Below are 13,977 nucleotides of genomic sequence, written 5' to 3'. Positions count from 1 at the left end.
ACTCAATCGGCATTCAAAAAGGCCAAATCTAACCCCCGCGACACGCCGAGCCAGACACACATTTTGACCCTTAACCCGAAAATACAGCTAAATACCCCATATATGGGAAACGACGCGGTGCCCCTACAGCGCCGCGTCGTCCCTATTCCCTATCACTCACAACGGATTGGAGAAACCGTTTGCCTACCCCCTAAGTAGGCTTTGTGAGCAAGACCAACTGTAGCATTCACACAATGCAAACGGTAGCGGACACCAAGATTCCCAGTTTCCACCAATGTTTTTTATTCTTAGGTCTGCATGTTCAGACCTAATTAACTGAATCTTTAGTTTTTACTGTGGACAAGGCCCACCATTTTGCACTTAACCCAACGAGAGTGACAGCCAACAATACCGCAATCCCAGCCCAGAGGACGGCTTGTTCGCCTTCGTTGCCCGCCACCGTGACAGCCGCGGTAGTCCAATTCAGCGGCAAAAGATTAGAAATAACTTGCCATACCTTAGAAACCCCGGCAATTGCAGCGGATTTCCACAACCAGCCCACCAGCGCGGTCTGGCCGATGCCAAAGAGTGCCGCAAGAATACTGCCGGCAGTAATACCGCACAGGCCTAGCAGGCCACGCGTAATGGCCGTCATGGACAGCGCGCCCAGGAGAAGCGCCACCCCAGCCCAAGCCGCCGCCACGGGAGTAAAACCAGTGGCAAGCACGAAGAGGAGGATTTCCCCGATGGCCACCGCAGCCAGCGTTCCGCCAGCCACCATTAGCCAAGGGCGGAACCCTACGTGCCAGGCCATGCCAGCTGCCGCACCTGCGAGCAAGACCAAGGCGGAGATCAGCAGCGCCACAATAGGACTCAGCAAATGCGTCGGGCCTTGGGATGCAGTATGCACCGGCGGCAGGGCACGCTGAATATCGCCCACGTTCGTCTGATTTTGGGCCGCCATGCCGGAGAGCTTGCCGGCGCCGTCGTCAAGCTTGTCCACGCCTTCCTGCGCCTCACCGACGCGCTTGCTAAGCTCCGCTATACCCTCATTGAGCTCTTGCGCGCCCGATACCGCCTGATTCACGCCATCGTGATAGGCGTAGCCATTGACTGCCAACTGATTGGACAGATCGCGCGAGCCGTCCTTGAGCTTCTTGAGCTGGCCAGTTACCGAATTATCCAGGCGGAAATTATTCACCTGCGCGCGGAGATCACCCAGCTGCGCGCGAATATCCTTCGCTTCTTTGGATTTATTGCCTTCTAGATCGTGCATCGTGCCATCGATGGCCTGCAGGATCTGCCCCTGGACGGCCCCGAGGCCGACCACCTGGTCCACAGCGCCACCTACGCCATTGGCCAGCTCCGTGGCGCCGCCACCGAGCGTATTGGTTCCAGACTGCAGCTGATTGAGGCCGGATACCAGTTCTTGGGAGCCCGTCGCCAGCTTGTCGACGCCCCCTCCAAGCTCATCCGCCCCCCTGTTGAGCTCCCCCGTGCCGTCATCAAGCTGCTTGGCGCCCGATTTAAGCATGCTTGCCTGTGCCTGGGCGCGGCTGGCTGCTTCGGCGGCTTCTTTCACCTCTGGAGAGGAAGAATTTTCCCGTGGCGCGCCAAACGGCTGCGCGGCGCTAGACCAAGCCTGGGCAGGTTCCCACTGCGCGAGACCCGCCACCGTAGCTCCGATAACCAACGGCAGGGCAAGCAAGAAGATCAAGAGGACGCTGCGCCACCGGGAGGGAGACGCAGCGTCTGGGGAAGCAAGGCGTGAGGTCATGGTAATGAACCTATCCTTGCAGGTCACTCCCCTGCTGCAGGCGCGCCGAGCACCCCACATTGCCGATTACTCTAGAATATATGGCATGCCCCACATTTATTCCCTAGCTCCTTCCCGTTACCTTGCCACCGCGGCCTTCGTGCCGCTGTGCTTTGGCCTTGTTGCCTGCTCCAACGACGCCGATACGTCCGCAGAACCCGAGTTTTCCGATGCCGCTGCTCTTAGCTCCTCCGCCGAGGAGACCTCCTCCGAAGAAGCCACGAGTGAGGCCACCACGTCGGCAGCCGCAGAGACCACCGCCGAGGCTGAACCTACTTCCGTAGAAGCAGCTCCCTCCTCATCCCCCGCAGAAGCCGGCGATAAAGAGAGCGAAGACCAAGCCGCCGCGCCCGCCGATACAGGCCAGGGCGATTGTTCCCCAGAAGCACTGCAGCCCGCGGCCCCAAGCATGACAAATATCCGAGTCAGTGACTGCGATGGTCAATGGGCGCACTTTGGCAAGGACAGCACGGACTGGACGGCTTGGGCACGCTACGACAATGGCCAGTGGGTAGCCATTGAGCCCATTGACGAAGCCACCTCCGGCATGACCGCCCCGTGCTACGACGTAGACAAATGGGCCGCCGAGGGGGCTCCCGCTTTCCTTACCGAAAATATGCGCCGCTGCGACTAGTCGCACAGCATGACTTCGCCCCCGTACCGCGCTTTATAGCTGCGCGATACGGGGGCGGCGTTTTTAGTGCGGAGGGACTGCCGCGGAAGGATTACTTCTTCTCGGCGTAGACCTCACGCACGCGCTGGCCAAGGGCTGGGTGCACCTTAGTCCAGTAGTCGTAAACGCGCTCCTCGGTTTCCTCAGATACACCTGCCATAGCATTGGTGATATTGGTAACCAAGCGCTCCTTGGCGGCGTCATCATAGATGTTTTCGTACAAGTCGCGCGCCTGCACGAAATCATCATCTTCGGAGTGGCGAACGTACGGTGCACGCACCAGATCGCCGCCGTAGGACTCCGGATTGATATAAAGCTCCGCCGCGGTGGTGGTCTCGAGCTGGGAGCGGTCATTCACAGCGGCGTCGTCAAGCACGCCAGTGCCCTTTTCATAGCGGTTCGGTGAGTACACCGGATCCTCCGGGGCATTGAAAAGGAACTGCATGCTGCCCTCGTGCTGATAAGTATTGACCTCATCCACATTCTGCGGCTGGTTGACCGGCAACTGCTGGTAGTTCGGGCCAATGCGGTAGCGCTGCTGGTCAGCGTAGGCGAAAACGCGTGCCTGCAGCATCTTATCTGGGGAGAGGCCAACACCCGGCACGATATTGGATGGATCGAGCGCCACCTGCTCAATCTGCGCAAAGAAATTGCGTGGGTTGCGGTTGAGCACGAAGTAGCCCACATCGTGCAGCGGGTAATCCTTCTTGGACCAGACCTTGGTTAGGTCGAAAGGATTAAAGCGATAGTTCTCCGCCTCATCCAGCGGCATGATCTGTACCTTGACGTCCCAGACTGGGTAATTGCCCTCCTCGATGGCGTTGTAGAGGTCCTCGCGGTGGCAATCCGGGTTCTGGCCGGCGGTCGTGGTGGCCTCCTCGTCGGTGAAGTTCTCTACGCCCTGGCGGGTCTTAAAGTGGTACTTCACCCAGAAAGCCTCGCCTTCTTCGTTGACCCACTGGAAGGTGTGGGAGCCGTAACCATTTTGGTGGCGGGTCGACTTCGGCGTGCCGCGGTCACCCATGAGGTAGGTGACCTGGTGGGCAGACTCCGGGTTGCGGGTCCAGAAATCCCACTGCATATCCGCATCGCGCAAACCATTGGTGCCCAGACGCTTCTGGGAGTGGATGAAGTCAGGGAACTTCTGGCCATCGCGAACGAAGAAGACTGGGGTGTTATTGCCCACGATGTCCAGGTTGCCTTCCTCGGTATAAAAACGCAGCGCAAAGCCGTGTACATCGCGCCAGGTATCCGGGGATCCCTGCTCACCGGCGACGGTGGAAAAGCGGCCCATCATCGGGGTGACGGTGCCCTTCTGGAAGACCTTGGCCTTGGTATAGGCGGATACATCTTCCGTAATGTGCAGCTCACCGAAGGCGCCGTGGCCCTTAGCGTGCGGGGTGCGCTCCGGCACGCGCTCGCGGTTGAAGTGGGCAAGCTTTTCAATGAGGTGGATGTCATTGAGCACCACTGGTCCCTGCTGGCCGGCAGTCACCGAGGTGTTCTCGGAAGGAACTGGTTGGCCAGACGGGCGGGTGGTATTGCCCTTGCCAGCGGGGCGCTGGCCCTTGTTCAGGATGTCATCAGCGGTGAAATCAGTCATTTTGCCTCCTGGCAATCGGTGGATATGTACCACCAGTGTGGCAAAAGAATCACCGGTTGTCAGGGGTCTAAAAGGAGTGTAGGGGCTACTGGTAGATTCATTCAGGTGACTCACCACTCCGCAGCAGATGACGCCCGCGTCACCGACCTTGCCCTTCGGGCCGGTCGCGGTGACCGTGCGGCGCTGACGGAGTTTATTAAGGCTACCCAGGATGATGTGTGGCGTTTGCTAGCGCATTTAGGCGGGCCGGAAGGCGCCGACGATCTCACCCAAGAGACCTATCTGCGCGTGATCAGCGCCCTGCCACGCTTTGCGGCCCGGTCCTCGGCACGCACGTGGTTGCTGTCTTTAGCCCGGCGGGTGTGGGTGGATAATATTCGCCACGATATGGCCCGGCCGCGCAAATCTGCCACCGAATACGAAGACGCCATGGGTGCGGCACCAGAAGAGTCCACGGCATGGAGTGAATGGATAGATGCCCGCGCGCTTATCGACGCCCTCCCGGCCGACCGCCGCGAAGCCCTCATTCTCACCCAGGTGCTGGGCTACACGTACGAGGAGGCGGCCAAGATTGCTGGCGTGCGGGTAGGTACTATCCGCTCCCGCGTCGCGCGCGCCCGCAAGGATCTGATCGCAGGGACAGGTTAATACCCCCATACCGGCCCCTTGAGGCGGCGAGATAATTTCACCTGCAAATTGTTACGTTCTGGTTACCTTGCACCCCAAGAGCCCCAGTTTTTGGCATTTAGCTGCAGATTGAGCACCAGACGCTGGGTGAAGGAGGCCACAATTAGGGCGATTCTTGCCCGAAGTATTTGTCCAATGTGTGGTTTATTAGATCTGTACACACGTGATAAATCGACCGTCGATCCGGGCCCGCGCGATCCCAATGCCGGGCCCGGCGCGTGTGAGTAAGAGAGTTTCTCCCTTTCATGTTAAAACGCGCAATCGGAATTTCCATGGCGTTTATCGGCGTCGTCGTGGGCGCGGGTTTCGCTTCTGGCCAAGAAGCTATGCAGTTCTTCGTGGCCTTTGGCAAGTGGGGCTTGTGGGGCATCGCCCTAGCCGCTGGCTTGATGATGATCACCGGCGTGTCCATCCTGCAGCTCGGCTCGTATTTCCAGGCCGAGGAACATACCGCTGTCTACGACAAGGTCGCATCGCCGTTTACCGCCAAGATCTTGGACTGGTCCACCCTGGTGACCCTGTTCGCCATCGGCTTCGTCATGTTCGCCGGCGGTGGTTCGAATATCAATCAGCAGTTCCCGTCCATACCTGTATGGGTAGGCGCCACCGCGATGCTGATTCTGGTACTGCTCGTCGGCCTGATGGATGTTGACCGTGTGACCGCAGTCATCGGTACCATCACCCCGTTCATCATCATCTTCGTGGTGCTTGCCACCGGCTATACCATTGTGAACGCGGACGTAGACTTCTCCGCTATGAATGACTGGGCGGTTAATAATGTAGATACCTCGCTGCCCAACTGGTGGCTATCCGCGCTGAACTACACCGGCCTAAACGTGATGACGGCTGTGTCCATGTCCATCGTCATTGGCGGTAACTTCCTGGATAACCGTGCAGTGGGCATTGGTGGCCTTATCGGTGGCCTGCTCTACCTCATCCTATTGGCCCTTCTGGTCTTCGCCCTGTTCTTCGAAGCTAAGGACGTCAACGGTCAAGATATGCCAGTGCTGAGCCTGATTACCGGCATCCACCCGGTACTCGGTGTGCTCATGACCTTTGTTGTTTACGGCATGGTCTTTAATACCGCTATCGGCATGTTCTACGCGCTGGGCAAGCGCTTGACCCGCAATAATCCTAAGCGCTTCTACCCTGTCTACGCTGTTTGCTGCATCGTCGGCTTCGTCCTGTCCTTCGTGGGCTTCCAGACACTGGTCAGCAATGTCTACCCGATCTTGGGTTACTTGGGCCTGCTGATGATCGCGGTGATGGTCTTCAACCGCATCAAGAACGGCAGCAAGCTGGCCGATGAGTCCGACCGCCGCATGCGCGCACACGAGCTGGTTTCCCGCCGTCTGGATCCACGCAAGCGCTTCACCAAGAAGAATGAGCGCGAGCTGCGCAAGCTGGCTGCGGCATCCAATATGGAAACCACCGAGTTCGTCACCAATATCGCAGAAGAGATCCACGAAGAGCTCGAAAACGATGAGGATCTCGATTACGACCGCGAAGATCCGGAGCCATCCGTGACCTACGTGCAGCACACCAAGCCGGAGGTTCCGTCCTCCGATAGCGACCTTGACTTTGGCAAGAAGGATGCTGCCGCTGATAGCGGCAAGGCTACGGGCACCGCCAAGCCAGTCTCTGAGGACTAGCCTTCTCGCCCACGTCAATCAAGATAAAAGCTCGGCGCCCTCCTTATCCCGTAACGAGGAAGGAGGGCGCCGAGCTTTTTGTGTAACCTGCGACGAAGCGGAACCTGCTTAAACGAGTAGCTCCGCGATCTGGATGGTGTTGAGCGCGGCCCCCTTGCGCAGATTATCGCCGGCGACAACGAGCACGAGGCCCTTATTATCGTCCACCGTCTGGTCCTGACGGATGCGGCCTACCAAGGATTCGTCGATGCCGGTGGCAGCGAGCGGGGTGGGGACGTCGGCAAGCTTAACGCCCGGGGCACCGCTCAAAAGCTCGGTGGCCTGCTCGGGGGTGATTGCCTTGTCGAACTCGGCGTGGATGGTCAGGGTGTGGCCGGTAAAGACCGGGATGCGCACGCAGGTACCTGCAACCTTCAGCTCCGGAATGTCTAGGATCTTGCGGGATTCGTTGCGCAGCTTTTGCTCCTCATCGGTCTCTAGGGAGCCATCATCCACGAGGTTGCCGGCCATCGGCAGCGCGTTATAGGCAATGGGCGCCACATACGGGCCAAAGTCCTCGTCATTGAGTGCAGAGCCATCGTGGACCAAACCCACATTGTGCTCGCCAACGGAATAGACCTGCGCGGCCAGCGCCTGCACGCCGGCCAGGCCGGAGCCGGAGACCGCCTGGTAAGAGGACACATGCAACTTGTTCAGGCCCGCGGCATCGTGCAAGACCTTCAGCACCGGCATAGCGGCCATGGTGGTGCAGTTCGGGTTCGCGATGATGCCTTTGGGGGTGTTCTTGGCTTCCTGTGGGTTGACCTCGGAGACGATGAGGGGAACCTCTGGATCCTTGCGGTAGGCCGAAGAGTTATCCACCACGGTCGCACCAGCCGCGGCGAACACTGGAGCCCATTGCTTGGAGGTAGAACCACCGGCAGAGAACAAGGCGATATCAACGTCGGCGACGGATTGCTCGGTAACCTCGGCGAGGTCCTCAACGGTAAGCTGCTCGCCGCGGAATTCGAGCTCGGTGCCGGCGGAGCGGGAAGAGGCGAAAAAGCGCACCTTATCGGCCGGGAAATTGCGTTCTTCCAAGATGGAGCGCATAACGCGGCCGACCTGGCCGGTAGCGCCTACTACTGCAACAGTGGTCATGACTATAAATCCTCTGTAGTTGCTGTGGGTGTTTAACGTCCGGTTCCAGCATAAACCGTGGCTTCTTCTTCGCCACCAAGCTGGAATTTCTCGTGCAGTGCGCGGGCGGCCTTTTCCAGGTCAGCCTCGCGGGTGAGCACGGAGATGCGGATTTCAGAAGTGGAGATGAGCTCCATATTGACGTTGACGTCGCGCAGGGCCTCGGTGAACTCTGCGGTAACGCCCGGGTGGGATTTCATGCCGGCGCCGACGAGGGAGACTTTCCCCACTTGGTCGTCATACAGCACATTGGCCCAGCCTCCTTCAGATTTCAGCTTGCTCAGCAGCTCCATGGCACGCGGGCCGTCGGCACGCGGGCAGGTGAAGGTGATATCGGTGGTGCCGTCCTCCAGGGAGGAGACATTTTGCAAGACCATATCGATATTGATCTCTGCATCGGCAATGACGCGAAAGACCTTCGCAGCCTCCCCCGGGCGATCCGGGATGCCCAGGACGGTGACCTTTGCCTCGGACTTATCGGTTGCTACACCAGTTAGTACTGCTTCTTCCACGGGGATATCCTCCATCGATCCGGTAACTAGGGTGCCGGGGTCATTTGAATAAGACGAGCGAACTCGCAAGGGTACATTGAACGCGCGGGCGTACTCCACGCTGCGTAGGACCAAAATCTTGGAACCTACCGCGGCCATCTCCAACATCTCCTCAAAGGAGAGCTTGTCTAGCTTCTGCGCGTCTGGGACGATGCGCGGGTCCGCAGTGTAGACGCCGTCGACATCAGAATAAATCTCACACACATCCGCCTTCAGCGCGGCAGCAAGGGCGACCGCGGTGGTGTCGGAGCCACCGCGACCCAAGGTGGTGACATCGCGCGATTCCTTATTAACGCCCTGGAAGCCGGCGACGATACAAATCTTGCCTTCGTCCAAAGCCTCGGTCAGGCGGCCCGGGGTCACGTCCACGATGCGGGCATTGCCGTGGCGCTCGGTGGTGAGCACTCCGGCTTGGGAGCCGGTAAAGGACTGGGCGTGGGCACCAAGCGATTCCACTGCCATGGCCACCAGAGCATTAGAGATGCGCTCGCCAGCGGTAAGCAACATATCCATCTCTCGCTGCGGCGGGACGGGGTTGACCTGGGCGGCAAGGTCGAGCAGCTCATCGGTGGTATCGCCCATGGCGGAACACACCACGACAACGTCGTTGCCCTGCTTCTTGGTGGCCACGATGCGCTCCGCAACGGCGCGGATGCGGTCTGCGGATTCGAGGGATGAGCCGCCATACTTTTGCACGATCAGGGCCACGGTAAGGATGCCGCCTTTCGTCGTTCAAGGCATCCCTGGCGTGTGTGTACCCGCCCGGAAATACCTGTCGTTCATTAGTCAAAGACCCATGCTACCCCGCAGGGTCTTTGCCCTCATCATAATTCCTAGACAATGCTTAATTTTTATTCACACGCCCCCAACGTTAAGCGCACCACACGCTCGCTCCCTCAGCGCAGAAAAACGCGCGCCATGCAGGGAAGAATATGCATATAGCAGGATTTTTTACTACCGTTGAGCGGGTGTTAAGCAACCTCCTCGCCATCTTTTTCGCGCTCGCATCCGCGCTGACGGTTGCTTGGGGCACGGTCATCCGCCACCGCATCGCCCTCGACGCCGATGATTCGGTCATGCGCGCCGCCATGTCCAACCCCTTGTGGTGGGTGGGCACCGCGGCCGCCATTGGCGCTTATGGCCTGCAGGTCATCGCCCTCGGCTTTGGCACGTTGCTGGTGGTCCAGCCCATCTTGGTGCTGTCCTTAATGTTTACCCTGCCGCTTTCGGCGTGGTATTCCGGCCGCAAAATGCCTTTCCACGAGGTCTTTTGGTCCATTGCATTGACCATCGCGGTGGGCATCATGGTCGTCTACGGCCGGCCGGTCGCAGGAAACCCTCGCCCGGAATGGAGCGATTGGTGGCCGGCGCTCCTTGTAGGGTTGGTCACCCTCGCAATCTTGGGCGCGGCAGCCACGAAGCTGCCAGAGCAGCGGCCTTTAGCCTTGGGCACAGCCTGCGGCGTCATCTACGGCTTCGTCGCCCTGCTATCAAAGGCCGTGGTGGACATTTTCACCCACGAAGGCCTTGCCACGCTACTGGCAAGCTGGCAGTTCTACGGCCTCATCGGTCTCGCGCTCACCGGCACCGTAGTGCAGCAATATTCCTTTAATGCCGGCCCCCTAGCCCATTCCCTGCCGGCCATGACCATCTTTGAACCCATCGTGGCCTTCGGCTTGGGCTACATGGTGCTGGGAGAGAAATTCCTCATCGATACGGCCGTCGGTTGGGCAATTATGCTCATCGCCCTTACCGTTATGGTGCTCTCCACCATCGTGCTCTCCCGCAGCCCGGTAAGCCAGCGCGGCTAAATGGCCCACTCAAATACGCCGAGCATATAGGCCGAAAACCACGCCCCGAACAGGGCCCAGGCGCCAACCGCCACGCTTGCCGACGTCCCCTTTTTCACCCACGGCAACAACACAATCACCGCCGGCAGGAGCAGCCGGGGCCGCGAGTGCATAATGCCATCAGAAAGCAGCACGTTCGCCATCAGCACCGCAGAGAATAACCAGGCCGCTAACGGCAGGCGGCGCCATGCCAACACAAGGAAAACCGGGGCAGCGATCATCACGCCGGCGCTGAGCAGATATCCACCGTTAGTAGCCCCGCTAAGCGTCTCCCAAAGCCAGATAACCGTGGCTTTGCCGCCATCAAAGCTGGAGTTCCAATGTTCTTTCTGGATCCCAAAATAACCGCCAACTTCTTTGAGATGGCTGCTCGACCACCACAAATACCCCACCAGCGGCACGACCGAAAACACCACCGCGGCCCAGGCCCGCCAGTTCTTTCGCGCCCGCAGCAGCACCATGAACGCAAAGACCGCAACGAGATCCACCGCGGTAAGACGCACGAGTCCGGCTACAAAAATTAGTGCCGCGGCAGCCCACCATCGCTCCTCTACGAGCGCCACCACCGCCCATATGGCCAGGGCCCCAAAAAGTGCCTCGGTATACGGCATGGAAAACACGATGGACATCGGCGCACAGGTCACCATCACAGCACTGAGCACCTGGGCCCACTTCCCCATGCCCATGCGCGCAGCCAAGGCCATCACACCGGCAGCCAGCGCGATGCTAAAGAGCACATTGAGCGCAATGGCAGTGCCCGCTTCGTCGGTACCAAAGATGCTGCTTAACCCACGCACGAGGAAGGGGAATCCCGGGAAGAAGGCCATGGTCGTCTCATGGACCGGCCCATCCGTAGAAATATCCGCACCAAAGTACCCGCCGCGGGCGATTTCTACGTAGTGCTTAGCGTCCCACTTATTGAGCAGCCCCCACAGCTTATCGTCCTGCGCGGCGGCCACCGCTGCGAGTACGCCTACGCGCAATGCGGCTCCAATGAGTGCAACGAGTGCGGCAGGCGCCCACAAGGAACGCAATATGGATGATGTTTGAGGCTTGGCATGGCGGGGATTAGACACGAAAGGCATGGTACCCCACCACCACCGCGTCTCATTGAATGAAATCTCTTGCCGCACAGTGAGAAAGCCTGTAGTGTGACCGATATGACACAGCGGAATGACCTACTCCTTATCTGCCGCGGCGGGATTTCGGCCTAAGCACTGGCCAGCGCCCCGTCGCGGAGTCCGGCTACCCAAGCCCAGCTGGCCGTCTTTCCCCATAGACACCAGAAAAGGAAACCGCACCCCATGTCCCCCACCGACTCTTTTATCAGCGCCCCGCGCGACATCACCACCCCCACCGGCCCACGCCGCGAAGGACAACCCGCGTGGAATAAGCAGCGCGGCTCCGCCATGCCCCACGAGCGCTATCAACCCTTCGCCGTCGAGGTAGAAAACATCGACCTGCCAGACCGCACATGGCCCAGTCAGAAAATCACCCACGCTCCCCAGTGGTGCGCGGTGGATCTGCGCGATGGTAACCAAGCGCTGATTGATCCCATGAGCCCAGAGCGCAAGCACCGCATGTTCGACCTGCTGGTCAAGATGGGCTACAAAGAAATCGAGGTGGGCTTCCCCTCTGCCTCCCAAACCGATTTCAACTTTGTCCGCGAAATCATCGAGGGCAATAAAATTCCCGATGACGTCACCATTCAGGTCCTGGTACAGGCCCGCGATCACCTGATCCGCCGCACCTTTGAAGCTTGCGAGGGCGCCAAGAACGTCATCGTGCACTTTTATAACTCCACCTCGAAGCTGCAGCGCCGCGTAGTCTTCCGCAAAGACAAACCCGCCATTAAGAAGCTGGCCACCGATGCTGCCACACTCATTAAATCCATCGCCGCCGACTACCCAGATACCACTTGGCGCTGGGAATACTCCCCCGAATCCTTCACCGGTACCGAGCTGGACTTCGCCCGCGAGGTCTGCGATGAGGTGGTAGACATCATGGATCCGTCCCCAGAGAATCCAATGATCATCAACCTGCCATCCACCGTGGAGATGATTTCGCCCAATATCTACGCCGATTCCATCGAATGGATGCACCGCAATCTTGCCCGCCGCGAGGACGTCGTGCTCTCACTGCACCCGCATAATGACCGCGGCGAGGGAATCGCCGCCGCCGAACTTGGCTTTATGGCGGGCGCGGACCGCATCGAAGGCTGCCTGTTTGGCAACGGCGAGCGCACCGGCAACGTAGATCTCGTCACTTTGGGCCTGAATATGCTCACCCAGGGTGTGGACCCGCAGATTGATTTTTCCGATCTGCCGCAGATTCGCGAAACCGTTGAATACTGCAACCAGCTGCGCGTGCCGGAGCGCCACCCCTATGGCGGCGAATTGGTCTTTACTGCGTTCTCCGGTTCCCACCAGGACGCCATCAACAAGGGACTGGATGCGCTGGCAGCCACCATCCGCCCCGGCGCGAATAATACCGAGGTCTCGTGGGAAGAAATGCGCGAGGCCATCTGGGAGGTTCCTTACCTGCCCATCGATCCAAAGGACGTGGGCCGCGACTACCAGGCGGTCATCCGCGTCAACTCCCAGTCTGGCAAGGGCGGCGTTGCCTACATCATGAAGACCGATCACGGCATCAATATGCCTCGCGCCATGCAAGCGGAATTTTCCAGCGTGGTCCAGGAAATCACCGACTCCGAAGGCGGCGAGGTCAATTCCAAAAACATGAGGGATATCTTTGCCACCGAGTTCCTGGACCGCGAGGATCCGCTGACCCTGGAGTCTTTCCATATGGACAATGCCCCAACAGAAGATGGGGATGCATCGGTGACCGCCACCGTGGCTTTCCACGGGGAAAAGTCCACCGTCTCAGGCAGCGGTAACGGACCCATTGCGGCTTATGCCAACGCCCTGGAATCCCTGGGCATCGACTTCGAGGTCATGGAATACTCCCAGCAGTCCCGTTCCGCCGGCGACGACGCCGAAGCCGCCTGTTATATCGCCGCCGACGTCAACCAGAACAAGGTCTGGGGAGCAGGCATCGCCGGGTCCACCACGCGGGCTTCCATCAACGCGATTAACTCCGCCGTCAACCGCGCCCTGGCCTAGGCCTGCTCGCCGGCGCCGCGGCCCGGCGTGGTAGAAGGGTGGGTATGCCTTCTTCTACCTACCTCATACCGCACCGTGGCTTGGGCGCCGTGCAGGCCCTGCCCATCTATGATGCGCAGACGAAGGAAAACCGAGAGTTCACCGTCACCTTGGCACCCCGCCCGGACGGCGGGTTGGAGGTGCGTACCGACTCCACCATCGGGCACATCACCAGCGCCGACCGCGCGGAGTATCCCGAAATAGATCTACTACTTCGCGCCGGGCTGACCCCTGCAGCCACCGCCGCGCCGCAGCCCGATGGCTCTCTCTCGCTGCTGCTGCCCCGGCCGGGCCTTTGCCTGCCGGCGAATAATCCGCCAGCGGGCCCGTGGACAATGCTGGGCTATGCCCCACCCATCGACATCGCCGATCTTCCCGCGGATCTGGACATTCCCGCCCACGCCCGCATGCACGTATTGGTTACGATCTCGCCCAGCACCACCGGTTCCGGCACCGATGCTTATTTGGGCCCGCAGTTTGTGGGGCGGTTGGAAGGGGTGGACGTCGCCAAGCAGGGCATAACCCTGGCCCATGCCTACCATGCGCCGCGCAACACCGGCCGTGTGCTCAGCATCTACGCGGGGGCGCCGCTGCCGGATTCGAAGGAAGCCTCGCTTGCCGACGCCGCCCCTACCTCCCCCGCCGCCACCGAAACCTTCGAAACCACGAGCTTCCGCGCCATAAGCACCGATGACCCCACACCCCGCCGCCGGTGGTGTCCCGCCGTCGTGGCCCTACTAGTGAGTGCAGCGCTCATCGCCGTGCTCATTTTTATTCTGTAAAACTTTCGGGCAGGATAACACCCTTGTTCACCGGCCGGGGAAAT

General features: G+C 59.7%; 11 protein-coding genes. 6 read left to right on the top strand and 5 right to left on the bottom strand.

Annotated elements, in window-relative coordinates:
• Positions 1 to 307: 307 nt before the first annotated feature.
• Complete coding sequence (locus QP990_RS11350) at positions 308 to 1,756, bottom strand: ABC-2 transporter permease (RefSeq protein ID WP_023020403.1); 1,449 nt, start codon at positions 1,754 to 1,756, stop codon at positions 308 to 310.
• Between the two features lie 85 nt (positions 1,757 to 1,841).
• Between QP990_RS11350 and QP990_RS11345 the strand changes: the two genes are divergently transcribed.
• Positions 1,842 to 2,429 carry a hypothetical protein gene (locus QP990_RS11345; protein ID WP_034656189.1) on the top strand — a complete coding sequence of 196 codons (588 nt, stop codon included), beginning with the start codon at positions 1,842 to 1,844 and terminating at the stop codon, positions 2,427 to 2,429.
• Positions 2,430 to 2,520: 91 nt separating this feature from the next.
• Here the strand turns inward: QP990_RS11345 and QP990_RS11340 are convergent, their stop codons facing one another.
• The gene (locus tag QP990_RS11340) at positions 2,521 to 4,071 is read right to left on the bottom strand and encodes a catalase (RefSeq protein ID WP_023020401.1); all 1,551 of its coding nucleotides are present in this window, start codon (positions 4,069 to 4,071) and stop codon (positions 2,521 to 2,523) included.
• Positions 4,072 to 4,176: 105 nt separating this feature from the next.
• On the opposite strand from QP990_RS11340, the gene QP990_RS11335 reads away from it, so the two are divergent.
• Together QP990_RS11335 and QP990_RS11330 are read left to right on the top strand one after the other, a co-directional pair.
• Entirely contained in the window at positions 4,177 to 4,719 is a 543-nt protein-coding gene (locus QP990_RS11335) for an RNA polymerase sigma factor (protein ID WP_034655687.1), read from the top strand.
• A 284-nt stretch (positions 4,720 to 5,003) separates the two neighbouring features.
• Positions 5,004 to 6,410: a membrane protein gene (locus QP990_RS11330; protein WP_034655684.1), complete on the top strand. Its 1,407-nt coding sequence runs from the start codon at positions 5,004 to 5,006 to the stop codon at positions 6,408 to 6,410.
• 108 nt (positions 6,411 to 6,518) lie between these two features.
• Here the strand turns inward: QP990_RS11330 and QP990_RS11325 are convergent, their stop codons facing one another.
• Both QP990_RS11325 and QP990_RS11320 read right to left on the bottom strand, forming a co-directional pair.
• Positions 6,519 to 7,550, bottom strand: a complete 1,032-nt coding sequence (locus QP990_RS11325) for an aspartate-semialdehyde dehydrogenase (RefSeq protein WP_023020398.1) — start codon at positions 7,548 to 7,550, stop codon at positions 6,519 to 6,521.
• Positions 7,551 to 7,582: 32 nt separating this feature from the next.
• Positions 7,583 to 8,848, bottom strand: coding sequence for an aspartate kinase (locus QP990_RS11320; protein ID WP_023020397.1), 1,266 nt, complete (start codon positions 8,846 to 8,848; stop codon positions 7,583 to 7,585).
• A gap of 224 nt (positions 8,849 to 9,072) precedes the next feature.
• On the opposite strand from QP990_RS11320, the gene QP990_RS11315 reads away from it, so the two are divergent.
• Positions 9,073 to 9,951: a DMT family transporter gene (locus QP990_RS11315; protein ID WP_239207839.1), complete on the top strand. Its 879-nt coding sequence runs from the start codon at positions 9,073 to 9,075 to the stop codon at positions 9,949 to 9,951.
• Here QP990_RS11315 and QP990_RS11310 read toward each other — a convergent pair.
• Entirely contained in the window at positions 9,948 to 11,075 is a 1,128-nt protein-coding gene (locus QP990_RS11310) for a mannosyltransferase family protein (RefSeq protein WP_284799303.1), read from the bottom strand. The two genes, QP990_RS11315 and QP990_RS11310, sit on opposite strands and share 4 nt — an antisense overlap.
• 219 nt (positions 11,076 to 11,294) lie before the next feature.
• Between QP990_RS11310 and leuA the strand changes: the two genes are divergently transcribed.
• Together leuA and QP990_RS11300 are read left to right on the top strand one after the other, a co-directional pair.
• Positions 11,295 to 13,112, top strand: coding sequence for a 2-isopropylmalate synthase (gene leuA / locus QP990_RS11305; protein ID WP_284799302.1), 1,818 nt, complete (start codon positions 11,295 to 11,297; stop codon positions 13,110 to 13,112).
• Positions 13,113 to 13,156: 44 nt separating this feature from the next.
• Complete coding sequence (locus tag QP990_RS11300; RefSeq protein WP_284799300.1) at positions 13,157 to 13,933, top strand: hypothetical protein; 777 nt, start codon at positions 13,157 to 13,159, stop codon at positions 13,931 to 13,933.
• The last annotated feature ends 44 nt before the right edge of the window (positions 13,934 to 13,977 follow it).

The organism is Corynebacterium sp. MSK071, from assembly GCF_030232125.1.
Lineage (GTDB): Bacteria > Actinomycetota > Actinomycetes > Mycobacteriales > Mycobacteriaceae > Corynebacterium > Corynebacterium kefirresidentii.
This window is presented reverse-complemented; position numbering and strand designations above follow the sequence as displayed.

Excerpts from the sequence above, each read along its gene's own strand:
- QP990_RS11350 (WP_023020403.1), bottom strand. The coding sequence starts at position 1,756 with ATGACCTCACGCCTTGCTTCCCCAGACGCTGCGTCTCCCTCCCGGTGG.
- QP990_RS11345 (WP_034656189.1), top strand. The coding sequence starts at position 1,842 with ATGCCCCACATTTATTCCCTAGCTCCTTCCCGTTACCTTGCCACCGCG.
- QP990_RS11340 (WP_023020401.1), bottom strand. The coding sequence starts at position 4,071 with ATGACTGATTTCACCGCTGATGACATCCTGAACAAGGGCCAGCGCCCC.
- QP990_RS11330 (WP_034655684.1), top strand. The coding sequence starts at position 5,004 with ATGTTAAAACGCGCAATCGGAATTTCCATGGCGTTTATCGGCGTCGTC.
- QP990_RS11325 (WP_023020398.1), bottom strand. The coding sequence starts at position 7,550 with ATGACCACTGTTGCAGTAGTAGGCGCTACCGGCCAGGTCGGCCGCGTT.
- QP990_RS11315 (WP_239207839.1), top strand. The coding sequence starts at position 9,073 with ATGCATATAGCAGGATTTTTTACTACCGTTGAGCGGGTGTTAAGCAAC.
- QP990_RS11310 (WP_284799303.1), bottom strand. The coding sequence starts at position 11,075 with ATGCCTTTCGTGTCTAATCCCCGCCATGCCAAGCCTCAAACATCATCC.
- leuA (WP_284799302.1), top strand. The coding sequence starts at position 11,295 with ATGTCCCCCACCGACTCTTTTATCAGCGCCCCGCGCGACATCACCACC.
- QP990_RS11300 (WP_284799300.1), top strand. The coding sequence starts at position 13,157 with ATGCCTTCTTCTACCTACCTCATACCGCACCGTGGCTTGGGCGCCGTG.